The sequence below is a fragment of the Brachybacterium sp. AOP43-C2-M15 genome, assembly GCF_052446295.1.
Classification (GTDB): Bacteria; Actinomycetota; Actinomycetes; order Actinomycetales; family Dermabacteraceae; genus Brachybacterium.
Genome location: NZ_JBQSWB010000015.1, coordinates 47,009 through 73,468 on the forward strand (window position 1 = coordinate 47,009; position 26,460 = coordinate 73,468).

A 26,460-nucleotide genomic window follows, 5' to 3' on the forward strand; every position below is an offset into this window, starting at 1 on the left:
GCAGCAGCGCGGTCGTCTCGCCGGGCGACAGCTCGGTCTCCTCGCCAGGCAGCAGCGCGGTCGTCTCGCCGGGCGACAGCTCGGTCTCCTCGCCAGGCAGCAGCGCGGTCGTCTCGCCGGGCGACAGCCCAGCGGCCTCGCCGTGCGCAAGCTCAGCGGCCTCAGCGTGCGGCGGCTCAGCCGAGCAGCGCCGCCACCTGGTCGGCGAGCTCCGGGGCCAGGACGATGTCGTCGACCAGTCCGGAGCGGGCGGCCGCGATCACGGCCTCCGGCCGACCGACGGCGGGCGCCGCCGCGATCACGCGCGCGCGGCGCAGCTGGTCGGGACGCACGCCGATCACCCGGTCCTCCATCGCCGAGTGCCACACCGCCCCGCTTCCGGTCAGCAGGATCCCGCAGATCTCGGCGACGACGCCGGCGTCCTGCGCCCGCTGCTGCTCGTCCGGGCGCAGGCGGGCCCACAGGGTCGAGGCACCGGCGGACCACGCGCCGACCGACACGGCCGCGAGGTCGAGGCTGTCGGCCGCATCGAGCGCGGTGCGCACCTCCTCCATCGACCGCAGCGAGGCCGCGACCTGCGGGGAGTCGACGAGCAGCGGTGTCGGCAGCGCCCAGACCTGGCCGCCGGAGCGCCTGCCGAGGGCGTGGACGAGCCCGGAGGACTGCGCCGTCGAGTAGCCGGCCGTGCTGAGGGGGCCGACGAGCTGGACGATGTCCGTCGAGGGCAGGGTGCCGAGGGCCTCCGGGAGGTGCATCAGGGTGCGGGACCAGGCGACGCCGAGCCGACCGCTCTCGGGCAGATGCGCGTGCAGCAGCCCTGCCACCTGCCGGGCGATCGCCGCGCGCATCGACTCGCCCGGGCGCGACGCCGTGACGGTGACGGAAGAGATCCCGAGCTGTCGGGCGAGCGGGGCGAGCTCGCGGCCGGCCGCGGCCGGGTCGACGATCTCGATGCGCACGATGCCCTCGTCGCGCGCCTCGTCGAGCAGTCGAGCGACCTGGAAGCGGGAGAGTCCGTGGCGTCGGGCGAGCTCGACCTTGGAGGCTCCGTCGAGGTGGTGCTCGGTGGCGAGGGTGACCTTGAGGGAGTCGGTCGCGTCGCCCACGGCCACCCGGTCGGCCCCGTCGGCCGCACCGCCGTCGGCCCCGTCGGCCACCCCGTCGACAGTCCGGCCGGCCCCGTCGGCCGCCGCATCCATCGCGCGTCCGGACTCAGCGCCCGGGCGCTCGAACGACTCGCTGCTCCCCATCTGAACTCCCTCCACACCCACCCCGGGCCATCATCTGTGCCTCGAAGGTTGCTCAGCTGAGCGTATATGACTACTCTCCATCTCAAGTGAGAACGTGTGCCCCTCACATGAGCGATCGGCTGTGCCGTCGCCCCGCCCCTCCGCGACGACGCGACCTCCCCAGCGCCGTGCACGGAGCCGTTCACAGGAGAACAGCGCATGGGACCCCACCCTCCATCGCCGTCCGGCCCCACCCCGCCCTTCCGGCCCCGGCGTCGCACCGTGCTCGGCGCAGGTCTGGCCGCCGGCCTGGGTGCCGCAGGTCTGGCCGGCTGCAGCGGATCCGGCGACCGGGAGTCGATCGTCGTCGCGATCGTCTCGAACCCGCAGATGCAGGACGCGATCAGCCTCATCGACCACTTCACCGAGGCTCATCCCGACATCGACGTGCAGTTCGTGTCGCTGCCGGAGAACGAGGCGCGCGCGAAGATCACCGCCTCGGTCGCCTCCGGCGGCGGCGAGTTCGACGTCGTCATGATCTCGAACTACGAGACCCCGCTGTGGGCGCCCAACGGTTGGCTCACCGACCTCGAGCCCTACATCGCGAAGACCGAGGGCTACGCGCCCGAGGACTTCATTCCCACCATCAAGGACGCCCTGACCGTGGACGGCTCGATGTACTCGGTCCCGTTCTACGGCGAGAGCGCCTTCCTCGTGTACCGCCAGGACCTCTTCGACGAGGCGGGTCTGACGATGCCGGACCATCCGAGCTGGGACGACCTGCGCGACTTCGCCTCGACCCTGCACGACCCCGACAACGGCATGAGCGGCATCGCGCTGCGGGGCCTGGCCGGCTGGGGCGAGAACCTCGCCCCGATGAGCACCGTCATCAACACCTTCGGCGGCTGCTGGTACGACATGGACTGGGCGCCGCGGCTGACCTCCCCCGAGGTCCACGACGCGGTCTCGATGTACGTCGACACGCTGCGCTCCTACGGCCAGCCCGGCGCGGCGACCTCCGGCTTCGGCGAATGCCTCACCCGGTTCAGCCAGGGCAACGCGGCCATGTGGTTCGACGCCTCCTCGATGGTCTCCGGGGTCGAGAACCCCAGCTCGTCGACCGTCGTGGGGAAGACCGGCTACGCCCTCGGGCCGACGCTCGAGACCGACTACGCCGGCTGGCTGTACTCCTGGGCGCTGGCGATCCCCGAGACCAGCCAGAAGAAGGACGCGGCCTGGGAGTTCATCGCCTGGATGACGCATCCGGAGTACTTCCAGCTGGTGGGCGAGGAGATCAGCTGGGAGGCCCTCCCGCCCGGCTCGAGGCTGTCCACCTACGAGATCCCCGAGTACGCCGAGCTCTCGAAGAACTACGCCGAGCCCACGCTCGACTCGATGGAGAACTCCACCCAGGAGAACTCGATGACCGTGGAGGTCCCGTACGACGGTCTCCAGAACGTGGTCATCCCCGAGTTCCAGGACCTCGGCACGCGGGTGGGCCAGCAGTTCTCCGCCGCGATCGCCGGGCAGAAGAGCGTCGACGAGGCGCTCGAGCAGTCGCAGGGCTTCGCCGAATCGGTCGCCCGCACCTACGGATGGGAGGGCTGAGCGATGAGCACAGCCTGTCGACGCACTGCGAGGCACGAGCGGAAGGAGACGGAGCGATGAGCACAGCTCTCGATGCCCCCGCGGGCCCCGAGCCCCGCACCCCGTCGGCCGACGCCTCGCGGGGCCGCCGCGCGGACGACGCCGAGTACTCGAAGGCCGAGGCCTGGCGCCGACGGCTCCCGCTGATGCCCGCGTTCCTCTTCGTGGTCGTCTGCACCCAGATCCCGTTCCTGCTGACGATCTGGTACTCGCTGCGCTCACGCAACCTGCTGCGCCCCGAGGGCGAGACCTTCGTGGGACTGCGCAACTACCTCGACATCTTCGTCGACTCCACCTTCCGCACCGCGGCGCTGAACTCGATCCTGTTCACGCTGGGCTGCGTGCTGGCCTCCCTGGTGCTGGGGCTGGGCCTGGCACTGCTGCTGGACCGGAAGTTCGTCGGCCGCGGCTTCATCCGCACCCTGCTCATCACGCCGTTCCTCATCATGCCGGTGGCCGGGGCGATGCTGTGGTCGATCTCGATGTTCGATCCGACGTACGGCCTGGTCAACTGGCTGATCGGCACCGTGGGGATCTCCCCGGTGGATTGGACCAGCCAGTTCCCGATGCTCTCGATCATCATCGCGCTGGTGTGGCAGTGGACGCCGTTCATGATGCTGCTGCTCCTGGCAGGCCTGCAGTCCCAGACCGGGGACGTGCTCGAGGCCGCCTCGATGGACGGGGCCGGACCGCTGAAGACCTTCACGCACATCACGCTCCCCCACCTGCGGTTCTACCTCGAGCTGTCGGTGCTGCTGGGCGCGATCTACGTGGTCAACACCTTCGACCAGATCTACCTCATGACCGCCGGAGGGCCCGGCACCGCGAGTGCCAACCTGCCCTTCTACATCTACCAGCGCGCGTTCCTCGGTTTCGACATCGGGCAGTCGGCAGCGATGGGTGTGGTCACCGTGATCGCCACGATCGTCATCGCGACCTTCGCGCTGCGCCTGATCTTCACGAGCATCAACTCCAAGGAGCAGTCATGAGCCTTCTCTGCCGACGCACTGCGAGGAACCAGCGGAAGGAGACGGAGTCATGAGCGCTCTCTGCCGACGCACTGCGAGGAACGAGCGGAAGGAGGGGGAGTCATGAGCGCTGCCACGGCCGCCGGAGCCGCACCCGTCTCGACGCCTGCCGCACCGATCCGCCCCCGTCGGCCGAAGGGCCGGGTGACGGGCCATCTCCTGACCGTGCTCGCCTGGGCCGCGGGGCTGCTCTTCTTCGCCCCGGTGGCCTGGATGGCGATGACCAGCTTCAAGCAGGAGTCCCAGGCGGCGTCGAATCCGCCCACCTTCTTCTTCACGCCCACGCTGGACCAGTACGCCTCGATCGTCGGCTCCTCCGGGGCCGGGTCCTACCTGCTGAACTCGGTGATCGCGACCGTCTGCTCGACGCTGCTGGTGCTGGTCCTCGCCGTGCCCGCCGCCTACGCGGTGAGCATCCGCCCGGTGAAGCGCACGCAGGACTTCCTGTTCTTCTTCATCTCCACGAAGATGCTGCCGGTGGTCGCCGTGATCATGCCGATCTACGTGATCGCCGGGCAGATCCGGATGCTCGACAACATCCTCACGCTCATCGTGCTGTACACGGCGATGAACCTGCCGATCGCGGTGTGGATGATGCGTTCGTTCTTCCTCGAGGTGCCCGGCGAGGTGCTCGAAGCGGCGTCGATCGACGGGGCCTCGCTGCTGCGCACGATGCGCACGGTGCTGCTCCCGATGGTCGCGCCGGGCGTCGCCGCCACCGCGCTGATCTGCGTGATCTTCGCCTGGAACGAGTTCTTCTTCGCCCTGAACCTCACTGCCGCGAACGCCGCGACGGTGCCGATCTTCCTCATGTCGACCATGACCTCGGAGGGGCTGTTCCTGGCACGGCTCTCCGCGGCCTCGGTGCTCGCTTCGCTGCCGGTGGTCCTCGCCGGCTGGATCGCGCAGAAACAGCTCGTGCGCGGCCTGTCGATGGGTGCGGTGAAGTAGGAGGGGTCGGCGCGTCCCGGGGTCCCCGCGTCGTCCCGTCGTCGAATCCCCGCATCCCCGCATCCCCGCATCCCCGCCCAGCGATACGAAGTGGGGGGAATCGCGCCCCGATTCCCCCCACTTCGTCACGCGGCCCGAGTCTCGCACCCACCGACCCCGAGTCAGCGTGACGAACCCGGGGGAAACGCACCCCCAATCCCCCACCTTCGTTGCGCTGAGGCTGGCGGGCGCGGGGCGGTGCAGGTCAGGCCTCCGGCACCTCGCGCTCGAGCTCGGCGATCCAGGCCCTGCTCGCCGCGTCCGAGGGCATCCGCCAGTCCCCGCGCGGGGAGAGCGATCCGCCGGCCAGCACCTTCGGGGCGTTCGGCATCGCGGAGCGCTTGAACTGGTTGGAGAAGAAGCGGCGCGTGAACACGCTCAGCCAGTGCTTGATCTCGCCGCGCGTGTAGGAGCGCTTGTCGACCTCGGCGTATCCGGCAGGCCACTCGCCCGCCTCGAGATCGCCCCAGGCCTGGTGCGCGAGGTAGGCGATCTTCGCGGGGCCGTAGCCGCGGCGCAGCTGATGGTAGAGCGCGAAGTCGTGCAGGGCGTAGGGGCCGATCGAGTCCTCGGTGGACTGCGCCTTCTCCCCCGCCTTCGTGGGGATCAGCTCCGGGGAGATCTCGGTGTCCAGCACCGCACGCAGGACCTCCGCGGTCCCCGCGTCGAACAGCCCCTCGGAGATCACCCAGCGGATCAAGTGCTGGATGAGGGTCTTGGGCACCCCGGCGTTCACCCCGTAGTGGGACATCTGGTCCCCCACCCCGTAGGTGCACCAGCCCAGCGCGAGCTCGGAGAGGTCGCCGGTGCCCACCACGATGCCGCCGTGGTGATTGGCCAGGCGGAACAGGTAGTCGTAGCGCATCCCGGCCTGGACGTTCTCGAAGGTGACGTCGTAGACCTCCTCGCCGCTGCCCGCCGGGTGGCCCATGTCCTTCAGCATCTGGGTGGAGGCGGGGCGGATGTCGATCGTCTCGAAGCTCGCGCCGATCGCGCGCGAGAGCAGCTCGGCATTGGAGCGCGTGTGCTCCGTGGTCGCGAAGCCCGGCATCGTGTAGGCGAGGATCTCGGAGCGGTCGCGGCCCAGCAGGTCCATCGCCCGCGCGCACACGATCAGCGCATGGGTGGAGTCCAGGCCGCCGGAGACGCCGATGACGGGGCGGGTGCCGCCGGACTCGCGCCCGCCGATCGCCTCGAGCCTGCGCACGAGACCGGCGACCTGGATGCTGTACGCCTCGTAGCAGTCCTGGGCGAGGCGGGCCGGGTCGTCGGGCACGAAGGGGAAGCGGTGCAGCGGCCGACGCAGGGGCCCCGTCGCGGGCGGGGTGCGCAGGGCGGGCACCTCGACGCCGGGCACCTCGACGCCGGGCACCTCGATGCCGGGCTCCCCGCCGTCGGGCACGCCGACGCCCGGCTCGTCGCCGCCGGTCGCCGCGCCCTCGACCCAGAAGTCCCCCGGCTCCCACGGACCGAAGAGGCGCGTGCTCTGCCAGGTCGTGAACTTCTCGAGGGAGTCGGCGTGGGTGCGGCGGTTGTCGTCGAAGGTGTTCTGGCGTCGGCGCTCGGCGACGACGCGGTCCAGGTCCACGTCCACGACGGTGGTGCGCACCCCGCGGGGGAAGCGCTCCGACTCGCCCAGCAGATCGCCGCACTCGTACACGAAGGTCTGCCCGTCCCAGGCGAGGTCGGTGGTCGACTCCCCCTCCCCGGCGGCGGCGAAGACGTAGGCGCACTGGGTGCGGGCGGAGGCCGAGCGGGCCATGAGCTTGCGGTCCTCGGCGCGACCCACGGTGATCGGGGAGCCGGAGAGGTTCACGACCACGGTCGCACCGGCGAGCGCGGCCTCTGCCGACGGCGGGACCGGCACCCACATGTCCTCGCAGATCTCCGTGAACAGCTTCAGCCCCGGCACGTCCTCGACGGTGAGGAGCGAGTGGGGTTCGACGGTGTAGAGCTCACCGCCCAGGCGCACCTCCTCACCGGCGGCGTCGTCCCCGGGCGCGAACCAGCGCCGCTCGTAGAACTCCCGGTAGGTGGGGAGGTTCTGCTTGGGCGAGATGCCGAGGATGCGGCCGCGGTGGATGGTCACGGCACAGTTGAAGACCCGTGTGCGGTCCTGTGCCCGCAGCGGTGCACCGAGCACGATGATCGGCATCAGCTCCGCGCTGGCCTCGACGACGGTGAGCACGGCCTGCTCGGCGGCCTCCAGCAGCGGCTCCTGCAGGAACAGGTCGTCGAGCGAGTAGCCGGTCAGGGACAGCTCGGGGAACACGGCCAGTCCCACCTGCTGGGCGTCGAGGTCGCGCAGCACCTCGAGGTGCCGCTCGGCGTTGGCGGCCGGGTCCGCGAGCGCGACCGGCAGCGTCACCGCGGCGACGCGCAGGAAGCCGTGGTCGTAGACCGAGGCGTGGGGGTCGGTGCCGGTGGCAGTGGCGGTGGCCACGGAGCCGGTGGCGTCGGCGGCTGTGGCCGCGAGGACGGTGGCGTCGTCGTCTGTGGCCTCGGTGCCTGCGGGTTCCGTCGCTGAGCTCATGGTGCCGAGCGTAATCCAGCGGGGACCTCGAGTGCCGACGACCGTCGTGCGCGGCGGTGCTCGGCGCGCACGTGCGGCGCCGTCGGCGTCGCCTGTCGCGCTGCCGGCGGCGCCGCCCCTCCCGGGTCGCCGGCATGACGGGGGATGACGCGGTGTTGCCCGCGGTGATGGGGCATGTCAGAACGCGTGACGGCAGCGGGGTCGGAGGTCCAGGGTGGCGCCACGGGCAGGAACCGGAGCACGAGAACCAGGAGACATCGAGCATGACGACTTCACGAAGGATCCACGTCGGCATCGCCCTCGACGGGGCCGGATGGCACCCGTCGGCCTGGCGGGAGCACGTCTCCAGACCCACCGAGCTGTTCACCGGGCCGTACTGGCAGCACCTCGCCCAGGAGGCGGAGCGCGGGCAGCTCGACTTCCTCACGATCGACGACTCGTTCGGTCTGCAGTCCGCGGAGCCGTTCGACGAGGACGATCGCACCGACGAGGTGCGCGGACGGCTCGACGCCGTGCTCATCGCCTCCCGGATCGCGCCCGCCACCACCTCGATCGGTCTGCTGCCGGTGGCGACCACCACCCACACCGAGCCGTTCCATGTCGCCGCGGCGATCGCGACCCTGGACCACATCGGCGAGGGGCGCGGCGGGTGGCAGGCACGGGTCTCCGCCCTGCAGCGCGACGCCCTCCTGACCGGGCGCCGCGAGATCCCGGCGCTGACCGGCCGGGACGATCCCGCCGCCACGGCGCTCACCGAGGAGCTGTTCGAGGAGGCCTCCGCAGTCGTCGACGTGGCCCGGCAGCTCTGGGACAGCTGGGAGGACGACGCGGAGATCCGCGACCGGGCGACCGACCGCTTCCTGGACCGCGAGAAGGTCCACCGGATCGACGCGGAGACCCCCTGGTTCTCGGTGCGGGGCCCGTCGACGGTGCCGCGACCGCCGCAGGGGCACCCCGTGGTCACGGCTCTCGCGCACGCGGCGGAGCCCTACCGCTTCGCGGCGCGGTCCGCGGATCTCGTGTTCGTGACCCCGCAGGACACGGACGATGCCCGACGCATCCTCCGCGAGGTCCGGGGGCAGGAGTCGGCCGTCGGGAGGGAGGGCGAGCGCCTGCGGGTGCTCGCCGACCTGGTGGTGCTGCTGGACGGGCCCGACGAGAACGCCCGCGCCCGCCTCGCACGGCTCGACGCGCTGGGCCGCCCGCTCACCTCGGACGCCCGGATCGTCGCCGGCTCCGCGTCGGCGCTGGCCGACGTGATCGAGGAGCTCGCCGGGCTGGGCTACGACGGGGTGCGCCTGCGGCCCGCCGTGGCGCTCGCGGACCTGCCGCGCGTGGCCGACGACCTCGTGCCAGAGCTGCGCCGACGGGGCCGACGCCCGGACGGCTACGAGGCGGGCACCCTGCGCGGCCTGCTCGGCCTGCCCGAGTCCGTCCCGAACCGCTTCGCCACGGCCCCGACGACCGCGACGGCCGCGCCGACCTCGTCGACCTCGTCGACCTCGTCGGCAGCGTCGGCCCCCACCACCACCGACCGGAAGGCGTCATGAGCACCTCGCGCGAGCGGAAGCAGATCATCCTCGCCGCCTACGTGGGCGGCGTGAACGAGCACACCCTGTGGGAGCATCCGGACGCGGGCAGCCAGATCGCGTTCTCGAGCTTCCGTCAGGTCGCACAGACCGCCGAACGCGGCGTCTTCGACTACTTCTTCCTCGCCGAGGGCCTCGCCCTGCGCGAGCGCGACGGGCAGGTGTTCGACCACGACATCGCCGGGCGACCGGACACCCTCCCGGTGCTGTCCGCCCTCGCCGCCGTCACCGAGCACATCGGGCTCGTCGGCACCCTGAACGCCACCTTCAACGAGCCCTACGAGCTCGCGCGGCAGATCGCCTCCCTCGACCACCTCTCGGGCGGCCGTGCCGGCTGGAACGTGGTGACCAGCTTCGACGAGTTCACCGGCGGCAACTTCCGCCGCGGCGGATTCCTCCCCCGCTCGCAGCGCTACGAGCGGGCCGCGGAGTTCCTCGCCGTGGCCCGCGAGCTCTGGGACTCCTGGGCCGAGGACGCGATCGCCGTGGACGTCGAGGACGGCCGCTTCCTCGGCGACGCGGACGCCGGCGCCTTCGCGCACACCGGGCCGCAGTTCGACATCCGCGGCCGCTTCACGGTGCCCCGCAGCCCTCAGGGCCGACCGGTCACCGTCCAGGCCGGCGTCTCCCCCCAGGGACGGGACTTCGCCGCCGCCCACTCCGATCTGATCTTCTCCCCGTTCAGCCGGCTGCCGGAGGCACGCGAGTTCTACGCCGACGTGAAGAGGCGCGCCGCCGGGTTCGGCCGCGACCCCGAGCACCTGAAGATCGTCCCCAGCATCGGCTACGTGCTCGGCGGCACCGAGGAGGAGGCCCGGCGCAGCGCCCGCGCGATCCAGGACCAGATCCTCACCGAGAAGACGGTGCGGGTCCGCTTCGAGCAGGTGTGGAACCGCGACCTCTCCGAGTACGACATCGACGGTCCGCTGCCGGACGTCGAGCCCGACGAGTCCGCGCCGCCGTTCATCCAGGGCCGCGCCTTCCACATCCAGGACCGTGCCCGGGCGGTGCGGGAGTGGCGGGAGCTCGCGGCGGAGCAGAACCTGTCCCTGCGCGAGCTCGCCGCGGAGGTCTTCGCCCGGCCGCAGCTGGTGGGCACCCCCGAGCAGGTCGCCGACCAGCTCGACGACTTCGTGCAGCAGGACGGCGCCGACGGCGTGGTGCTCGGCGGGCACGTCACCCCCGGCGGGCTCGACGAGTTCGTCGACCACGTGGTCCCTCTGCTCCAGGCGCGGGGCTCGCTGCGCACCGAGTACTCCGGCAGCACCCTGCGGGAGAACCTCGGCCTGCCGGTGCCTCAGCGGCGCGCCGCCCCGGCGGCTGCGTGGTGAGCGGCGCGGACGCATGACGGGCACCGGCTGGGGCACGGGCTGCGGCACGGCCTGCGGCGCGGGCTGCGGCACGGACTGCGGCATGGCCTGCGGCGCGGACTGCGACGCGGCCTGCGACGGGTCCGCGGGGGCGGCGCGGCCGGGGAGTGCCCCGCGGCGTCGATGACACCCGCAGGGCGGGGGCGGCGTCACGGACCGCAGAGCCCCGCCGTCCTGCTATACGTTGTCCCGGTGGATCGTGGACCGCGTCGGCCGGAGGAAGGGGCGGCATGAACTCTCGCAGACCCCTGCTGGGCTGGCTGCTGATCGCCCCCAGCCTGATCGGCGTCACCGCCTTCCTGATCCTGCCGGTGGTGCTCGCCTTCGTCGTGTCGCTGTTCCGCTGGGACCTGCTGGGCAGCCGCACCTTCATCGGCCTGGACAACTACACCACCCTGCTCTCGAGCGGCGCGCTGACCAACTCGCTGCTGGTCACGGGCATCTTCACCCTGATCTCGGTGCCGGTCTCGCTCGCGATCGGTCTGGTGCTGGCCACGCAGCTCGTGCGCGCCCTGCCCGGCTCGGCCATCGTGCGGGTGATCGTGGTGATCCCCTGGGTGTGCGCGCCGCTGGCCCTCGGCGTGGTGTGGAAGTGGATCTTCCAGCCGTCGGTCGGGGCTCTGAACCAGATCCTCGGCGTGCGGATCGAGTGGCTGACCGATCCGAGCCTCGCCCTGCCGGCGGTGGCGTTCGTGGCGATCTGGCAGAACGTCGGCTACATCTCGCTGTTCTTCCAGGCGGGGCTCTCCCGCATCCCCGAGTCGATCTACGAGGCGGCGCGGATCGACGGCGCCGCCCCCTGGCAGTCCATGGTCCACATGACCATCCCGCTGCTGCGCCCCACCACGTTCTTCCTCGCCGTCACCCAGGTGGTGGCGAGCTTCCAGGTGTTCGACATGGTCTTCGCCCTCACCGGCGGCGGCCCCCAGCGCCGCACCGAGGTCATCGCCTCCCTGATCTACAACGAGGCCTTCGGGGCCAGCCGTCTGGGCCGCGCGAGCGCCGTCGCGGTGATCCTGTTCCTCCTCCTGGTGGTGATCACGGTGGCCCAGCAGCGCTGGTTCTCCAAGCGCATCACCTACGACATGAGCTGAGAGGAGGAGAAGAGATGACCACGAGGACCCCGCCCGCGGAGCGGACGGCTCCCCCCGCCCGCCGCGCCGCGCCACGCCGTCGGCCGCTGACGGGCTCCCTGCTCGCCCGACGGGTGCTCGGCCACGGAGCGACCTACCTGGTGCTCGCGGCCGCCGCGGTGCTGACCCTCGGGCCGTTCCTGTTCTCGGTGATGACGGCGCTGACCTCCACGCAGCAGTTCGCCCAGCAGGGCCCCCTGACGTTCCCGGCTCCGCCCGTGCTGGACAACATCGCGGCGCTGTTCAGCACCGAGGACGGCTTCATCACCCCGGTCGCGGTCACCGTGCAGATGGTCGCCGTGATCCTGGTGGGCCAGATGGTGTTCTCGGTGCTGGCCGCCTACGCCTTCGCCCAGCTGCGCTTCCCCGGCCGCGACCTGCTGTTCTGGGTGTACATCGCGACGCTCATGGTGCCGCAGGTGGTGGTCGTCGTGCCGCTGTACCTGATGATGAGCGAGCTGGGGCTGCGCAACACCTTCTGGGCGCTGGTGATCCCCTTCGTGCTCGGCTCCCCGTACGCGATCTTCCTGCTGCGGGAGAACTTCCGCGGCGTGCCCGGCGAGCTGATGGACGCGATGCGGATCGACGGCGCCGGCACCCTGCGCCTGCTGTGGCATCTGGTGGTGCCGCTGAACCGACCCATCATCGTGACCCTGGTGCTGATCACGGTGGTCACCCACTGGAACAGCTTCATGTGGCCGATGGTGATCACCTCCGGCCCGGAGTGGCGGGTGATCACCGTGGCGACCTCCGCGCTGCAGTCGCAGTACAACAACAACTGGACCCTGGTCATGGCCGGGACCACGCTCGCGATGCTGCCGCTGGTGATCCTGATGGTGATCTTCCAGAAGCAGATCACCCGCTCCGTCGGCGACGCGACCCTGCGCTGACCCGGCACGGGCCCTCCCCGGCCAGCGCGCTCGGACCCGCCCGAGCCAGTGCCCTGCTCCCCTCGTCACCTCGGCCGGCGCCCTCCGCCTCCCGTCACCTCGGCCAGCACCCTCCGCCTCCCGTCACCTCGGCCAGCACCCTCCGCCTCCCGTCACCTCGGCCAGCGGGGCAGACATGGGCGAATGAGCACCCCATTCCCCCAACTCTGCCCCGCCCGCCCCGCACAGGCCCCCCGGGACCACTCCGCACGTCCCGCACACCCCGCTCGCCCTGCACACCCCCGCACAACCCCGTTCGCACCCGCTCACCGCCTCCGACAGCCAGCGGGGCAGACATGGGCGAATGAGCACCCCATTCCCCCAACTCTGCCCCGCTCGCCCTGCAGAGGACACTCCCCGGGACCACGCCGCACGACCCGCACGCCCTCCCGCCCTGCACAGGACACTGACCCCGGGACCGCCCCGGCCCGCCCCGCTCGCCCCCACAGGACACACCCCCGAGCCACCCCGCTCGCCCCGCTGGCCACGCCCCGCTCGCCGGGGCCGCGGGCCACCGGGGTTCATCCGGCTCCCCCCGCCGCGCCGTGGCGGACGATAATGGGGGCATTCGCCGTCCCGGAAGGATCTCTCCATGCTGAAGCGCCGCACCCTCCTCTCCTCCTTCGCCGCTGCCGGCCTGCTCGGCACCGCGGCGGCGTGCTCCCCGTCGGGCGGCGGGGGTGACGGCGGCTCCGGCGACGACGGCAGCGACGCCGGCGGCTCCTCCGGCGGTGACCAGGGCACGCTGACCTTCCGACTGTGGGACCAGAACGCGGTGGCCGCCTACGAGGAATCCTTCACGGCGTTCACGGAGCAGTCCGGCTGGAACGTGTCGATCGACGTGGTGCCGTGGGACGACTACTGGACCCGCCTGCCGCTGGACATCGCCAGCGGTGACGCCGCGGACGTGTACTGGCTGAACTCCGCGAACTACATCCAGCTCAAGGACTCCGAGGCGCTGCTGGACATCAACGAGATCGTCCCCGACGGCGCCGACCAGTGGGAGAAGTCCGTGGTGGACCTCTACACCCGCGACGGCGGGCTCTGGGGCGTCCCGCAGATCTGGGACTCGATCGCCCTGTTCTACAACAAGGAGCTGGTCGAGGAGGCGGGCGTGGACCCGTCGGACCTCGTCTTCGACCCCACCGCGGAGACCGACTCGCTGCGCGACGCCGCCCGTGCCCTCACCGTGGACGAGGAGGGCAATCACCCGGACGACGACGGCTTCGACCCCGACTCCCGCGCGCAGTTCGGCGTCAACTCCCAGGCGGACCGGCAGGCGATCATCGGCCCGATCCTGGCCTCGAACGGCGCCGTATGGCAGAAGGACGACGAGTACACCTTCGCCTCCCCCGAGGGCATCGAGGCGTTCCAGTACATGGCGGACCTCATCAACGTCGAGCACGTGGCCCCGAGCGCGGCGGACACCAACGAGAACGGCGACTTCACCCGCGATCTGTTCACCCAGGGCAAGCTCGGCCTGTTCCAGTCCGGTCCCTACAACCTGCTGCCGATCTCCGAGGGCGTGGAGGACTCCTTCGAGTGGGCGCTGGCCGCGCCGATCGCCGGCCCCGAGGGTGCGAAGTCCCTGGTCCACGGGGTGGTCGCGGTCGGCAACGCGCAGGCCGACGACGACCAGCAGGAGGGCATCGCCGAGCTGCTGACCTGGCTGGGCACCAAGGAGGGGCAGCTGCCGCTGGCGGAGAAGGGCGTCTCCTTCCCCGGCCACGTCGACGCGCAGGACGCGTACATCGCGTTCTGGGAGGAGAAGGGCGTGGACGTGAGCGTCTTCGTCGACGCGGCGAAGGATCCCGCGGAGGCGGACACCGGCGCCCGGGCGAACGCGGGACTGACTGCGGCGATCCCGATCTTCCAGGAGGTCTTCATCGGCCGTCTGACCGCCGAGGAGGGCATCCCGCAGGCGCAGGAGGAGGGCAACGCCGCCATGGCCGAGTGAGGTGCGGCGGCTCGGTGAGGACCGAGGGGGCCGGCTGGGTCAGCCCGATCGGCGAGTTCGGCGACCGGCGTGGTCGGCGACCGGCGAGTGAGCGAGGACTGCGGCTCTATCGGCATAGAGGTCGTCTCCGCGCCCCTTCCCGGCCATGCCACCCCACCGCACTGCCGATCCCGCAGCGCTGCCGACACCGCAGCCTCGCCACCGCCCCTCATCCGCACTGACGCCCGACAGACGCGACTCCACCCTCGGGCCGCATCGAGCCGGCCCTCCACGACTTCCCCACGATTCGTGCTCGCAACGTGCTCCTCCGGCTGCTCCCGGTCCAGGTCGCGACGTGCCACTCTGTGCACATGACGCAGAACACAGCCGCAGACGGGGGCAGGGACCGGGGGTCCCAGGGGGAGCCGGGCGGTGACGGGTACGGCTACGGCCCTGGCCACGGCCTGGGCTCGGAGGACGGCCCCGGCCACGGCATGGACACGGACGACGGCACCGGTCAGGGCATGGGAACCAGCGCCCGCACCGGCCACGGGGCCGGCACCCCTCACGCCACCGCGCACTACGGGGCACCCTCCCCCGTGGGCGCGGACCTGACCCCGCCCGGCACAGCGCCGGGGATCGTCGCCGAGCACGTCAGCCGGGCCTTCGGCTCGGTGCAGGCGGTGCACGATCTGAGCTTCGCCGCACCTCGCGGCGCGGTGACGGCGCTGGTGGGCCCCAACGGCTGCGGCAAGTCCACGCTGATGCTGATGCTGGCCTCGCTGCTGGCCCCGGACTCGGGACGCGTGCTGATCGGCGACGTCGACCCCTCGATCGACTCCCCGACGGTGCGGGCGAGCGTGGGCTGGATGCCGGACCAGTTCGGCGCCTGGGACTCGCTGCGGGTCGCCGAGGTGCTCGAGGTGATGGGGCGGGCGTACTTCCTGCCCGCCGCACAGCTGCAGCAGCGGGTCGACGAGCTGCTGCGCCTGCTGGACCTCGCTTCCCTCGCACAGCAGCCCGCCCACGTGCTCTCCCGCGGGCAGAAGCAGCGCCTGGGCCTGGCCCGCGCGCTCGTGCACGACCCGTCGGTGCTGATCCTCGACGAACCGGCCTCCGGCCTCGACCCCGCCTCCCGGCGCCGCCTGCTGTCGGTGGTGCGATCGCTCGCGGCCGACGGGGCGACGGTGCTGGTCTCCAGCCACATCCTCACCGAGCTCGAGGAGATGGCGGACCACGTGGTGTTCATGGACTCGGGCCGGGTGGTGGACGCCTCGAGCATCCGCGACCTGGCCGCGCGTCCCCGCCCCTGGCGGATCTCCTCGCTCCACCACCAGGCGCTGGTCGAGGCCCTCGCGCGGATCGGGGTGCGCCACGGCGAGGTGCTCGGCCCCGACCGCACCTCCTCCGGCCACGCGGAGGTGCTCGTGCAGCTTCCCGACGAGGCCACGGCCTCCCGTCTGCTGGCCGACCTCACTGCCGCGCAGGCGCAGGTCATCGCGTTCGGTCCGGCGACCGGGCGGCTCGAGGCCGCCTACCTCGCCTCCGATGCCGCCCACCGCGAAGGAGCCCTGTGATGAGCACCCGGACCGACACTCCCGCCCGCTCCGGCCCCCTCGGTCCCGGCGGCCACGGCGGCTCCGGCGCTCCCGGTGGTCCTCGCGGCTCCGGCGGTCCCCGCGACCCCGACGGCCCGCTCGGTCCCGGCAGTCACGGCGGCTCCGGCGGCTCCGGCGGCCCCGGCAGCCACAGCGGCCCGAGCGACAACGGCGGCCCGAGCGACCCGGGTGACCAGGTGCCCGCCCGTCGGCGCCGCGCCCTGAACGGCACCCTCACCCTCCGTCCGAGAGGGCTGTGGCTGATCACCTCCCTCGAGCTGCGCCAGCGCTTCCGCTCGGTGCGCTGGTACGCGGCGCTCGCGGTGTGGACGCTCGCGATGCTGGGCATCGGCGCGCTGGGCATGGCGCCGACGCTGTACACCGCGCAGTGGGACGCGATCGAGCCCGTCGCCGCAGTGGTGTTCAGCCTGCAGATCATCCTGGTGCTGTTCGCGATGCTGCTGGTGGTGCCGGCGCTGTCGGCCGGGTCGATCAACGGCGACCGCACCGCCGGGACCCTCGCGACGCTGCAGGCCAGCCTGCTCAGCCCGCTCGAGATCGTGCTGGGGAGGCTGCTGGCCGGCTTCCTCACCGGCCTCGCCTTCCTGGTGCTCGCCCTCCCGTCGGTGGTCCCGATCGCCGTGCTCGGCGGGATCGGGGTCCTCTACTTCCTGCGGGTCGTGCTGGTGATCCTGGTGCTCACCCTGTGCGTGACCGCGCTGGGGCTCGGTCTGTCCGCGGTGACCAGCCGTCAGCTGGGCTCGGTGGTGCTGGCCTACGTGATCGTGTTCGGGGTGACCGTGGTGCTGCCGATCACCTGGGGCGTCTCCGCGGTGTTCCTCCAGGAGGAGCGGGAGGTGACGTCCTACTACACCGCCTACGAGGAGGACGGCGGCACGAGCACGGAGCGATGCATCGAGGAGACCCGGACCGAGCGCGTGCCCCGGGTCGACCTGACCCTGCCGCTGATGTGGGGCAACCCGGTGGTGCTGCTCGCCGAGGCCGCTCCGGCGATGCCCGCCGAGTACTGGCTCGACGGCCAGGAGAACTCGGACGCGCTGCGGATCATCAAGTCCGGGATGCGCAGCGCCGCGACCATCACCCACCCCGCGAACCAGGTCTGGTGCGCTCCCGGCCAGTCCGGCTATCCCGAGGTCGCGGACCCGCCGAACCGCCCCCTGTGGCCGATGGGCATGGCGCTGTGGATGCTCGTCGGCGGCGGCTCGCTCGCGGTCGCGACCAGGAGGCTCGCGGTGCCGATCACGCGTCTGGGCAAGGGCACGCGGATCGCCTGAGCGGCCCGCGCAGCGCGCAGGCCGCGGTTCGGTCGCAGCTCCCCCACCGCGAGCCGCGCTCCCGGCCCGGTGCCCGCCTCGGCGCCGTTCCCGACCGCTACCGCGGCTCGCGCAGACCCGTCACCGAGTCCGGGATGTCGTGACGCGGCACCTCCTGCTCGGCCTCGGGACCGGCGAGCCCGCCGCCGGTGAAGGCCGAGCCCTCCGAGCCGAAGTCGGGCAGGGCGCCGCGGACGAGATCCGCCTCCCTCACCTCGGTGTCCGTGGCCCCGGGGGCGCTGTCGTCGACCCAGAGCCGCTCCCCGGCGGCGTCGATGTCGAAGAGCGCCAGCGCGTGGTCCCCGCCCTCGGCCTGCAGGCGCTTGCGCAGCTCCGCCCGCACCGCCGGGTCCTTGCCCCGGTCGGTGCGGGTGCCGATGTCGGTGGCGATCAGCGCGTACGGGGCCTCGCGCCGCGTGTAGTCCCCGGCCGGCCCGTACAGCACGTCCCGCAGCCCGCTGCGCATCGCGAAGGCGGCGGCGGCGCCCAGCAGCGGCACGAGCGCGAGGGCGATGACCACGATCCCCACCCAGGTCAGGGCAGTCGCGAGCTGCAGCAGCTGCAGCAGGACGGCGAGCACCGCCGTCCCCAGCAGGGCCCAGGCGGCGCTGAGCCAGCCGGTCAGGGCCGCCACCCGCGCCTCCCACGGATTGACGCGGGCGCGATGGTTCCAGTCCTCATAGGTGCGCTGGTCCCGGACCTGGTCGCGCTGCCCCTCGGCGAGCAGCACCGCGAGCGCCGGGGAGAGCGCCACGGCGAACAGCACCAGTCCTGCGACGGGCAGGGCCAGCAGGAACGGCGCGAGGCGCAGCGGGGTGCTGACGGAGTTGAGATCCATCGTGGTCATCCCGAGGATCACCGTGACCACGTCGGTGATCCCGAAGACGAGCCAGCCCAGGCCCGCGGCCGCAGGCAGCACCCACACCAGGCTCGCACGGGCGATGAGGGCGAGCGCGGTCGCCGCACCCCGCGGGGACCAGGCGGCGCTCGCGGCCGCGGTGCCGGGGTTCGGCGGCAGGTGGCGGCGGTCCTGGGCGAGGACCTGCTTCGCGGCGGCGCGACGCTCCTCGGGATCGGTGCCGATGCGGGCGGTGGTCCGCAGCATGTCGGCGTCGGTGATCCCCAGCAGACGCGCCGGCGAGATCGTGCGGCGCACCAGGATCCATCCGAGCTGGAGGGCGAGGATCCCCAGGCACCACGAGGACAGCGGCCCGGCGCCGAGCCCGGACCAGGGCTGCGGCAGCCCGAGCACGAGCGTCAGCGGCAGCACCGCGACCACCACGACCGGCGGGAGCATGAGCACCGCCGTGACGAGGGTGGCGACCGCCCGCTGGAACGCCTTCTCGCTGAGGTGCCGGCGCGGCTGCAGGCGGGTCAGCAGGCTCGGTGCCAGCGGTGCCAGCGCCAGGCTGAGCCCGGTCGCGATCGCCGGGACCAGCAGGAACGCCGTGCCCACGCCGGTGCTGGTGAAACCGAGGGAGGTCAGGGCGCGACGCAGGAAGATGGGCTCGCCGAGCGAGGCCAGCAGCGAGAAGAACCAGAAGGTCGGGGAGGCGCCGGAGACGTACAGCACCAGCAGCAGGTACCACAGGCCCAGCAGCACCAGGCCCGGGGCCCACAGGATCCGCAGCAGGCGCCGACGGATCACGCTCTTCGACTCGACCATGATCTCGGTCGGCGGGACCAGGGTCGTCGCCTCCCGCGGCAGCCTGCGCGGCGCCGGCAGATCCGTCAGCGGCGGCGTCGGGCGAGCGTAGGGGGAGGACACGGGACCTCTCAGACGCTGCGCCGGCCCAGGAACGCACGGCCCAGGGTCATCTCGTCGGCGTAGTCGAGGTCGCCGCCCACGGGCAGGCCGGAGGCGAGGCGGGTGACGGTCAGCTCGAGCGGGCCCAGCAGGCGCGAGAGGTAGGCGGCGGTGGCCTCGCCCTCGATGTTCGGATCCAGCGCGAGGATCACCTCCTGCGTCTCCCCGGAGCCCAGGCGGCTCATCAGCTGGGTGATGCGCAGGTCGCCCGGGCCGACGCCGCCGATCGGGTCGATCGCCCCGCCGAGCACGTGGTAGCGGCCCCTGAACTCGCGGATCTTCTCGATCGCGACGATGTCCTTGGACTCCTCGACCACGCAGATCACCTCGTCGTTGCGACGCGGGTCGACGCAGATGCGGCACTTCTCGTCGGCCGAGACGTTGCCGCAGATCTCGCAGAAGCGCACCGTGTCCTTGACCTGGACCAGCACCTCCGCGAGTCGGCGCACGGCGGCGTCGTCGGCGTCCAGCAGATGGAATGCGATCCGCTGCGCCGACTTGGGGCCGATGCCCGGCAGCCTGCCGAGCTCGTCGATGAGGTCCTGGACGATGCCTTCGTACACGTCGACAACTGTAGTTGTCCGGGCCGACGGGCCGCCCGGCAACGGCGGTCACCGTGGCAGACTCGTCATCCGGGGCGCTTCCGGGCACTAGGCTGAGAAATCTGTTCTGCTCCGATGACGAGGTGACCCCGTGCAGCTCCCCGCCCCTCTGCTCGACGCCGTCCGCGATCGCGTCATGACCGGTCTCGCCGATCTGGTCGACGACGACGCCCTCGCCCAGGAGATCGGCCGACGCGTCGTCGCCTATCTGCGCAACACCTCCGAGACGACGGTCAGCCTCGAGGAGGACGGCACCACCTTCGTGATCACCGGGGACATCCCGGCGATGTGGCTGCGGGACTCCGCCGCGCAGCTCACGCCGCTGCTGCGCCTGGTGGTGGGCGGCGTCGGCGCCGACGAGGACCGCGCGGTGCTGACCTCGCTGCTGTCCGGTCTGCTGCGCCGCCACTGGCAGTACCTGGAGATCGACCCCTACGCCAACGCGTTCAACCGCGAGCCCTCCTCCTCCCACTGGGACGAGGACGAGACCGAGTTCGACAACCCCTGGGCGTGGGAGCGCAAGTTCGAGCTGGACTCGCTGTCCTACGGCCCGGACCTCGCCTGGCGGCTGTGGACGGCGACCGGGGACACCTCCTGGGCCGACGGCCGCTTCCTGACCGCGGCCCGGGCGATCCTGGCCACCGTCGCGACCGAGCAGCACCACAAGGAGCGCTCCGCGTACAGCTTCCGCCGCTCGGGGGTGCCGGCCCAGGACACCCTCGAGCGGGACGGCCGTGGCTCGCTGACCGCCCCGAACGGCCTGGTGTGGGCCGGGTTCCGTCCCTCCGACGATGCCTGCGAGCTGGGGTACAACATCCCCGGCAACCACTTCCTCGCCCTCGCCCTCGAGCGCCTCGCCGTGCTGCTCGAGGAGGTCGCGGGCGCGCCCGCCGAGGCGGCCGAGGCGCGCCGCCTCTCGACGGAGATCCGTGAGGCCCTCGCCGAGCACGGACTGATCGAGGGGCCCGACGGCGAGAGGATCTGGGCGTACGAGATCGACGGCCGCGGCGGTCACCGGTTCCTGGACGACGCGAACGTGCCGAGCCTGCTGGCCCTGCCCTACCTGGGCTGCGTGGACGCGTCGGACCCGACCTACCTGGCCACCCGCGCCGCGGTGCTCTCCTCCGCGAACCCCTACTACTACGCGGGACTCTTCCTGGAGGGGGTGGGCTCCCCGCACACCCCGGAGGATCACGTGTGGCCGATCGCGAAGGCGGTCGAGGGCCTGACCAGCCCGGATCGGGCGCTGAAGGTGCGGCTCCTGGAGCAGATGATCCGCACCGACGGCGGCACCGGGATGATGCACGAGGGCGTCCACGTCGACGAGCCGACGCGGTTCACGCGGGAGTGGTTCTCCTGGTCGAACTCGATGTTCTGCGAGCTGGCCCTGGACCTGGCGGGCGTCTCCCGGGAGCTCCCGGTCCCCCAGGGCGCGGCGCAGGCCTGACCGGGCCCGGCCCCCTCGCCCTCGCGCCCGTTCGGGCAGGCTGGCGGCGGACTGGCGGGCGGGGTACGGTCGGGGCGGGTCGTCGCGCTTCCGGGCGGCCCGTTGTCGACTCTGAACAGGACGGGAACCCATGTCGTCCATGCCGCAGCCGTATGGCGCCGAGGAGCCGGCCTCCGAGGTCCGGATCGCCCAGGCCCCCGAGGTGCCCACGGCCGTCGTCTCCCAGCGGGACTTCCCCATGTACGAGCTGCCGTCGCTGATGGACGGCACCTTCTCGCATCTCGTCGAGGCGCTGGCCGAGGAGGGGCTCCGCCCGATCGGCCCCGCCTTCGCCCTGCACCACCGGGCCCCGGTCGGGACCGCGGACCTCGAGGTCGGCTTCCCGGTCGATGCTCCGCTGACCGGGACGCTCACCCTGCCCAGCGGGTACGAGGTCGCCGGGTCCGTGCTGCCCGCCGGCCGGGTCGCGTGGATCACGCACCTGGGCGGCTACGGCGGACTGGCCGAGAAGTGGGGCTCCTTCACCGAGGACATCGGGGAGTCCGAGGAGCAGATGACCTACCCGTTCTGGGAGTTCTACGTGACCCCGCCCGCGCCGGACGTGAACCCGGCGACGCTGCGCACGGACCTGTTCAGCCTGCTCGAGCCGCGCGAGGGCTGACTCCGGGCCGGGGGCCCGACGGCACGTGGGGTGCTGGCTCCCGTCCGACGGCTCAGGAGCCGATCAGCCGTCTCAGGGGCCGACAGAGCCCTCGCCGGCGATCTGCGCGAGTGCGGCCAGGTGCGCCTCCAGCACATGGCGGCCGAGCGGGGTGAGAGAGAGCCAGGTGCGCAGGCGCCTGTCACCGTGCTCGACAGAGCGCTCCTTGCGCAGAGCCAGGTACCCGGCATCGGCGAGGACCTTGAGATTCTTGGACAGGTGAGCGTCGGAGAGCTCGAGCGTGTCGCGCACGACCCGGAACTCGAGCTGCTGGACGCTGCGCAGAAGTCCGCAGAGGCGCAGTCTCACCGGGGAGTGGACCAGATCGTCGAACCGTGCGTCGGGCCTGCTGCTCATGGGCGACGGTCGCCGCGACGGACCAGCTGTGCTCGCATCTCGCGATGGGAGGCGGCGCCGAGCAGCACGACGCCGATGAAGGCCGTTGCCACCGGGATCACCGCCCACGAAGCGTTCGCCCCGATGTCGAGGAGGATCCAGACAGCGATCTTCGCCAGCATCACGGCGCCGAGCAGTGCCAGGAACAGCCAGGTGGCTCGGCGACCGATCAGCATGGCGGGCCTCACGCCGGAGCGTCGGAATGCGGTGGCCAGCAGCGCTCCGGCCCCGAGAGCGGCGGCCGAGCCGAGCAGGATCCCCCACGGCGCGTCCAGGATCTCGGAGCCGACGAAAACGGCGAGGATCGCCGCGTGGATGCCGAGCACTCCCCATGGCGTCGGGAAGCGCCCGGCAAGTCGTGCCCCGTCCTGCTCGAGATCGGCGAGAGCGGAGCGCGCCTCGGTCACGGTGCGGCCGTGCACCGTGTGCTCTGCGTGATCACTTGCCATATCGACAACCCTATGGTCGTGTTGCCGACTCGGCACGTGACGTTCGCAGGTTCTGGGGCCCGACCCGGAGCGTTCTCTCAGGGGCGCCGGTTCTCGTCGATGACCTCGAGGACCTTGCCGCCGAGCAGCTTCTCGACGACTTCGCGCCCGTTGCGCACGCCGCCCACCGCGTCCTCATCGTCCCGTGTCGCGCCGCCGGTGGGGTCGACGTCCACCTCGGGCTCCGGGGCGGTTTTCCCCCGCGCGCCCCAGCTGCGCTGGCTCGCGGCGCGCGAGGCCATGGCGGCTTCCCGAGCGATGTCCGCGCCGGTGCGCGGGGCAGCCGTCGGCGCCTGCGGCGCTGCGGCCGAGGCAGACGACGGCGCCGTGGCCGGCGAGGAGTGCGCCGGGCCTGCTGACGAGGGCCCGGCCGGGGCTGCCGACGGGGCGGAGGCCGTCGCGGCACCAGTCCCGGACGTCGCACCGGTGGAGATCGACCCGGCCGTCCCCCAGGAGGCGGCGGCCCGGGCGGAGGCGGACGGAGGCGGTGCATCGGCCGACGGGGCGCTCTGCGCGGGCTCCGCGGAGCGGGACGGCATCGCGTGCGGCCCCGCCACGTCGCCGTCGGCGCCATGACCGACCGCGGGGCCTCCGTGCTCCGGTGCCGGGAGGGACGCGGCTCCCGAGTCGTCCGACGGCGCCCCGGCGTTCCCGGCCGTCTGCGACGAGGGTCGGGAACGGATCACGCGCCCTTCGGCGATCGCGCGGCGCAGTGCGTTCTGCCCGAAGGTGCGGGGGTCCTCCGGGGGAAGGGCGTCGCGTCCCTCGTCCTCCACCACGGGGATCTCGCCGTCGGCCGCCCGGGTGGGCGGGGAGGCAGGGGACCCGTCCGGGGCGCTCGGCGCGGAGTCGGCTGCGGGCCCGGAGGCATTCGTCGGAGCGGCGGCGGGTGGGGCCGCACCGGCGCTCCGGGGACGGTCCAGGGCATCGGACCAGCGGCCCGCGGAGGGTTCGTTCGCAGGGGCCTCGCTAGGGGCCGGGGCGCCGCGACCGGCGGGGGCGGGCTCGTCCCGCGGGTCCGGCGGGTAGGGGTCGTCGGGCTCCGGTGCGAAGTCCTCGACACGGTCCGGCGCAGGAGCGTTCGAGCTGCCCCGCGAGACGCGGGCCGCGGCCTGCATCGCGCGTTCGGAGGCTCGCTGACCGGCGGAGACGGGGGGCTCCTCCGCCTGCGGTGCGACGCCCGCGGGTGCCGGCGCCCCGGTGCCTGCCTCGGAGCTGCGCGGGGTCATCGCCGAGACGGCGTCACCCCAGGCCGCGGGGCGCTGCGACGGCTCCGTGCGGGAGGGGCCGCCGGGCCCTGCGGGCGTGCCCTGTCCGGCAGGAGCACCTTGTCCGGCAGGAGTGCCTTGGTCGGCAGGAGCACCCTGTCGGCTGGGAGCACCCTGTCCTGCAGGCGCACTCTGTCGGCCGGATGCACCCGGCCCCGCGGGGTCGCTCGGACCGCCGGCGCCTCCCCCGTCTCCTCCGCCGCCCGGGCCCGGGTCCTCCCCGACCACGGCCTCGACGGTGACATCGGCGTGCATGATGCGGCGCACGGCATCGGCGAGGTTCTCCGCCGCGGTGCCGCGGTGGAAGGCGCTGACCAGGCCCTCGGTGCGGAAACCGAGCACGAGGGTTGTCCCCTGCGTGCCGTTGACGTGGGCGTTCTGGGAGATCAGCGCCCAGCTGGGACGACGGATCTGCTGCAGCTCGTCGAGGATCGCCGACCAGTGACCGCGCACCTGGTCCGCGTCGAGACCGCCGCCGGGTGTCGAGGTCGCGGCCGAGCCGGAGGGCGCGTCGGCCCCTGCGGGCGGGGCGGATCCTGCGGGCGGGGCGGATGCCGACTCCCCGCTGTGTTCCTGCATCGACGGTGCCCGGTCTTCGGCGGGAGCCGGGCCCCGGGAGGTCTCCGCTCCGGCTCCCGACTGCTGCTGGGCGGCAGCCCCCCAGGCGGCAGAGGTCGTCGCGGGCGCTCCCTGCGGTGCCGGGTCCTGCTGCGGGACGGGAGGCCGCGCCGGACCTGAGGTCTGCTCCGGGCCTGAGGTCTGCTCCGTGGACGGGTTCTGCGCCGGGCCGCGATCCTGCGCCGGTGCGCCCGCACCCTGCGCGTCGGGAGCGGGCTGCGCCGGACCCGCACCGCGGCCGCCGCGGGACTGTCGGGACGCCTCGGCGCGCTGCTGCGCGATCCGCCGCGCCTCCTCCCGAGCACCCGTGGCACCCGACGGGCCGCCCGGACCTGCAGCACCTCCGGGCTGGCCTCCCTGCGCCGGGGCGCCACCACGTCGGTCACCGGCGGCACCGGAACCGGTACCCGCTCCGGACTCCGCCATCGACAGGGCCGCCCGCTCGTCCCGCAGCACCAGCCGCGCCGCGAGCAGCTCGAGATGCAGACGCGGCGACGTCGCCCCGCTCATCGTGGACAGCGTCTCGTGGACCAGGTCCCCGCACAGCGAGAGGTCCGCCGGGGCGAACAGGGCGGCCTGGCCGCGCATCCGCTCGAGCTCGTCGGCCGGGACCTGGGGCAGGAGATCGGCGCCCTTGTCCGGGACGGCCGCGAGCACGATCAGGTCCCGCATCCGCTCCAGCAGGTCCTCGACGAAGCGCCGCGGCTCGTGGCCGGTGGCCAGCACGTGCTCGACCGAGGCGTAGAGCGCGGCGGCATCCCGCTCGGCGACCGCGGTGATCGCGCTGTCCAGCAGCGCGGTGTCGGTGAAGCCCAGCAGCGCGATGGCCGTCGGGAAGTCCAGGCCGTCGTCCCCGGCGCCGGCCATCAGCTGGTCCAGCACCGACATGGAGTCCCGGGCGGAGCCTCCGCCGGCGCGCACCACCAGGGGCATCACGCCGTTGCCCACCTGGACGTGCTCCGCCTGGCAGACCTCCTCGAGGTACGGGCCCAGCACCTGCGGCGGGATCAGCCGGAAGGGGTAGTGGTGGGTGCGCGAGCGGATGGTGCCGATGACCTTGTCCGGCTCGGTGGTGGCGAAGACGAACTTCACGTGCTCCGGCGGCTCCTCGACGAGCTTCAGCAGCGCGTTGAACCCGGCCGAGGTGACCATGTGCGCCTCGTCGATGATGAACACCTTGAAGCGGTCGCGCACCGGGGCGAAGGACGCCCGCTCGCGCAGCTCGCGGGCGTCGTCCACACCGCCGTGGCTGGCCGCGTCGATCTCGACCACGTCGAGGCTGCCCGCGCCGCCGCGGGCGAGGTCGCGGCAGGAGTCGCACTGGCCGCAGGGGGTGTCCGTCGGACCTTCGGCGCAGTTCAGGCAGCGCGCGAGGATGCGGGCCGAGGTGGTCTTCCCGCAGCCGCGCGGACCCGAGAACAGGTAGGCATGGCCGACCCGGCCCGCGCGCAGCGCACGCCTCAGGGGCGTGGTGACGTGGTCCTGGCCGATGACCTCGGCGAAGGACTCGGGGCGATAACGACGGTACAGAGCGGTGGCCACCCCGACAGGCTAGTCGAGGGCGCTGACACACCCCACCACTGTGGAGGAACCCGCGCTGGGGAGGAACGGTCGCCGCCGCCGATGTCCGGCCCGGCACCGTGTCTCCTTCTCGCCGCTGATCACACGGCGGCGCTCGTCCCCTCGTCCTCGTCCCTCGGCGTCGATCTTCTCTCCGGCTGCTCGACCTCCTGTTTCTCGACCTCCCCCTGCTCGACCGCGAGATCCTCTGCGCTCCCGGCGCCCGCCGACCTCGCGCGCGTGGCGTCGAGCTTCTCG

General features: G+C 72.6%; 19 protein-coding genes. 12 read left to right on the forward strand and 7 right to left on the reverse strand.

Annotation, left to right across the window (positions count from 1 at the left end; genetic code table 11):
* Window positions 1–176: 176 nt before the first annotated feature.
* Window positions 177–1,250 carry a sugar-binding transcriptional regulator gene (locus tag ACT3SP_RS15335; protein WP_444588172.1) on the reverse strand — a complete coding sequence of 358 codons (1,074 nt, stop codon included), beginning with the start codon at window positions 1,248–1,250 and terminating at the stop codon, window positions 177–179.
* Between the two features lie 198 nt (window positions 1,251–1,448).
* Between ACT3SP_RS15335 and ACT3SP_RS15340 the strand changes: the two genes are divergently transcribed.
* The 3 genes from ACT3SP_RS15340 (at window position 1,449) to ACT3SP_RS15350 (ending at window position 4,855) form a co-directional block, all read left to right on the forward strand.
* A complete protein-coding gene (locus ACT3SP_RS15340) occupies window positions 1,449–2,837 on the forward strand; it encodes an ABC transporter substrate-binding protein (protein ID WP_444588173.1) in 1,389 nt (462 codons plus the stop codon).
* Window positions 2,838–2,893: 56 nt separating this feature from the next.
* Complete coding sequence (locus ACT3SP_RS15345; protein WP_444588174.1) at window positions 2,894–3,865, forward strand: carbohydrate ABC transporter permease; 972 nt, start codon at window positions 2,894–2,896, stop codon at window positions 3,863–3,865.
* Between the two features lie 102 nt (window positions 3,866–3,967).
* On the forward strand, window positions 3,968–4,855 hold the full coding sequence (locus ACT3SP_RS15350; protein ID WP_444588175.1) for a carbohydrate ABC transporter permease: 888 nt from the start codon (window positions 3,968–3,970) through the stop codon (window positions 4,853–4,855).
* A 244-nt stretch (window positions 4,856–5,099) separates the two neighbouring features.
* Here the strand turns inward: ACT3SP_RS15350 and ACT3SP_RS15355 are convergent, their stop codons facing one another.
* Window positions 5,100–7,427: an NAD(+) synthase gene (locus tag ACT3SP_RS15355; protein WP_444588176.1), complete on the reverse strand. Its 2,328-nt coding sequence runs from the start codon at window positions 7,425–7,427 to the stop codon at window positions 5,100–5,102.
* A gap of 263 nt (window positions 7,428–7,690) precedes the next feature.
* On the opposite strand from ACT3SP_RS15355, the gene ACT3SP_RS15360 reads away from it, so the two are divergent.
* From ACT3SP_RS15360 to ACT3SP_RS15390, 7 genes are all read left to right on the forward strand, one after another.
* Window positions 7,691–8,977 carry an LLM class flavin-dependent oxidoreductase gene (locus ACT3SP_RS15360; RefSeq protein WP_444588177.1) on the forward strand — a complete coding sequence of 429 codons (1,287 nt, stop codon included), beginning with the start codon at window positions 7,691–7,693 and terminating at the stop codon, window positions 8,975–8,977.
* Complete coding sequence (locus ACT3SP_RS15365) at window positions 8,974–10,347, forward strand: NtaA/DmoA family FMN-dependent monooxygenase (RefSeq protein WP_444588178.1); 1,374 nt, start codon at window positions 8,974–8,976, stop codon at window positions 10,345–10,347. The genes ACT3SP_RS15360 and ACT3SP_RS15365 overlap by 4 nt, the downstream gene beginning before the upstream one ends.
* A gap of 269 nt (window positions 10,348–10,616) precedes the next feature.
* The gene (locus ACT3SP_RS15370; RefSeq protein WP_444588179.1) at window positions 10,617–11,480 is read left to right on the forward strand and encodes a carbohydrate ABC transporter permease; all 864 of its coding nucleotides are present in this window, start codon (window positions 10,617–10,619) and stop codon (window positions 11,478–11,480) included.
* A 14-nt stretch (window positions 11,481–11,494) separates the two neighbouring features.
* Complete coding sequence (locus ACT3SP_RS15375; protein WP_444588180.1) at window positions 11,495–12,409, forward strand: carbohydrate ABC transporter permease; 915 nt, start codon at window positions 11,495–11,497, stop codon at window positions 12,407–12,409.
* A 631-nt stretch (window positions 12,410–13,040) separates the two neighbouring features.
* Complete coding sequence (locus tag ACT3SP_RS15380; RefSeq protein ID WP_444588181.1) at window positions 13,041–14,405, forward strand: ABC transporter substrate-binding protein; 1,365 nt, start codon at window positions 13,041–13,043, stop codon at window positions 14,403–14,405.
* 350 nt (window positions 14,406–14,755) lie between these two features.
* Window positions 14,756–15,961 carry an ABC transporter ATP-binding protein gene (locus tag ACT3SP_RS15385; protein ID WP_444588182.1) on the forward strand — a complete coding sequence of 402 codons (1,206 nt, stop codon included), beginning with the start codon at window positions 14,756–14,758 and terminating at the stop codon, window positions 15,959–15,961.
* Window positions 15,961–17,277 carry an ABC transporter permease gene (locus ACT3SP_RS15390; RefSeq protein WP_444588183.1) on the forward strand — a complete coding sequence of 439 codons (1,317 nt, stop codon included), beginning with the start codon at window positions 15,961–15,963 and terminating at the stop codon, window positions 17,275–17,277. The genes ACT3SP_RS15385 and ACT3SP_RS15390 overlap by 1 nt, the downstream gene beginning before the upstream one ends.
* Window positions 17,278–17,374: 97 nt before the next feature.
* Here the strand turns inward: ACT3SP_RS15390 and ACT3SP_RS15395 are convergent, their stop codons facing one another.
* Complete coding sequence (locus tag ACT3SP_RS15395) at window positions 17,375–19,084, reverse strand: hypothetical protein (RefSeq protein ID WP_444588184.1); 1,710 nt, start codon at window positions 19,082–19,084, stop codon at window positions 17,375–17,377.
* Window positions 19,085–19,092: 8 nt separating this feature from the next.
* Window positions 19,093–19,686, reverse strand: coding sequence for a recombination mediator RecR (gene recR, locus ACT3SP_RS15400; protein WP_444588185.1), 594 nt, complete (start codon window positions 19,684–19,686; stop codon window positions 19,093–19,095).
* Window positions 19,687–19,816: 130 nt separating this feature from the next.
* On the opposite strand from recR, the gene ACT3SP_RS15405 reads away from it, so the two are divergent.
* Window positions 19,817–21,172, forward strand: coding sequence for a glycoside hydrolase family 125 protein (locus ACT3SP_RS15405; RefSeq protein ID WP_444588186.1), 1,356 nt, complete (start codon window positions 19,817–19,819; stop codon window positions 21,170–21,172).
* 139 nt (window positions 21,173–21,311) lie between these two features.
* Window positions 21,312–21,833: a transcriptional regulator gene (locus ACT3SP_RS15410; RefSeq protein WP_444588187.1), complete on the forward strand. Its 522-nt coding sequence runs from the start codon at window positions 21,312–21,314 to the stop codon at window positions 21,831–21,833.
* A gap of 72 nt (window positions 21,834–21,905) precedes the next feature.
* Here ACT3SP_RS15410 and ACT3SP_RS15415 read toward each other — a convergent pair whose 3' ends face one another.
* From ACT3SP_RS15415 to ACT3SP_RS15425, 3 genes are all read right to left on the reverse strand, one after another.
* On the reverse strand, window positions 21,906–22,229 hold the full coding sequence (locus ACT3SP_RS15415) for a transcriptional regulator (protein WP_444588188.1): 324 nt from the start codon (window positions 22,227–22,229) through the stop codon (window positions 21,906–21,908).
* A complete protein-coding gene (locus tag ACT3SP_RS15420) occupies window positions 22,226–22,717 on the reverse strand; it encodes a hypothetical protein (protein ID WP_444588189.1) in 492 nt (163 codons plus the stop codon). Before ACT3SP_RS15420 ends, ACT3SP_RS15415 begins: the two co-directional genes overlap by 4 nt.
* 77 nt (window positions 22,718–22,794) lie before the next feature.
* Window positions 22,795–26,184, reverse strand: coding sequence for a DNA polymerase III subunit gamma and tau (locus tag ACT3SP_RS15425; protein WP_444588190.1), 3,390 nt, complete (start codon window positions 26,182–26,184; stop codon window positions 22,795–22,797).
* Window positions 26,185–26,460 lie beyond the last annotated feature (276 nt).

Coding starts and splice junctions, on each gene's coding strand:
- ACT3SP_RS15335 (WP_444588172.1), bottom strand. CDS start 1,250: ATGGGGAGCAGCGAGTCGTTCGAGCGCCCGGGCGCTGAGTCCGGACGC.
- ACT3SP_RS15340 (WP_444588173.1), top strand. CDS start 1,449: ATGGGACCCCACCCTCCATCGCCGTCCGGCCCCACCCCGCCCTTCCGG.
- ACT3SP_RS15345 (WP_444588174.1), top strand. CDS start 2,894: ATGAGCACAGCTCTCGATGCCCCCGCGGGCCCCGAGCCCCGCACCCCG.
- ACT3SP_RS15350 (WP_444588175.1), top strand. CDS start 3,968: ATGAGCGCTGCCACGGCCGCCGGAGCCGCACCCGTCTCGACGCCTGCC.
- ACT3SP_RS15355 (WP_444588176.1), bottom strand. CDS start 7,427: ATGAGCTCAGCGACGGAACCCGCAGGCACCGAGGCCACAGACGACGAC.
- ACT3SP_RS15360 (WP_444588177.1), top strand. CDS start 7,691: ATGACGACTTCACGAAGGATCCACGTCGGCATCGCCCTCGACGGGGCC.
- ACT3SP_RS15365 (WP_444588178.1), top strand. CDS start 8,974: ATGAGCACCTCGCGCGAGCGGAAGCAGATCATCCTCGCCGCCTACGTG.
- ACT3SP_RS15370 (WP_444588179.1), top strand. CDS start 10,617: ATGAACTCTCGCAGACCCCTGCTGGGCTGGCTGCTGATCGCCCCCAGC.
- ACT3SP_RS15375 (WP_444588180.1), top strand. CDS start 11,495: ATGACCACGAGGACCCCGCCCGCGGAGCGGACGGCTCCCCCCGCCCGC.
- ACT3SP_RS15380 (WP_444588181.1), top strand. CDS start 13,041: ATGCTGAAGCGCCGCACCCTCCTCTCCTCCTTCGCCGCTGCCGGCCTG.
- ACT3SP_RS15385 (WP_444588182.1), top strand. CDS start 14,756: ATGACGCAGAACACAGCCGCAGACGGGGGCAGGGACCGGGGGTCCCAG.
- ACT3SP_RS15390 (WP_444588183.1), top strand. CDS start 15,961: ATGAGCACCCGGACCGACACTCCCGCCCGCTCCGGCCCCCTCGGTCCC.
- ACT3SP_RS15410 (WP_444588187.1), top strand. CDS start 21,312: ATGCCGCAGCCGTATGGCGCCGAGGAGCCGGCCTCCGAGGTCCGGATC.
- ACT3SP_RS15415 (WP_444588188.1), bottom strand. CDS start 22,229: ATGAGCAGCAGGCCCGACGCACGGTTCGACGATCTGGTCCACTCCCCG.
- ACT3SP_RS15420 (WP_444588189.1), bottom strand. CDS start 22,717: ATGGCAAGTGATCACGCAGAGCACACGGTGCACGGCCGCACCGTGACC.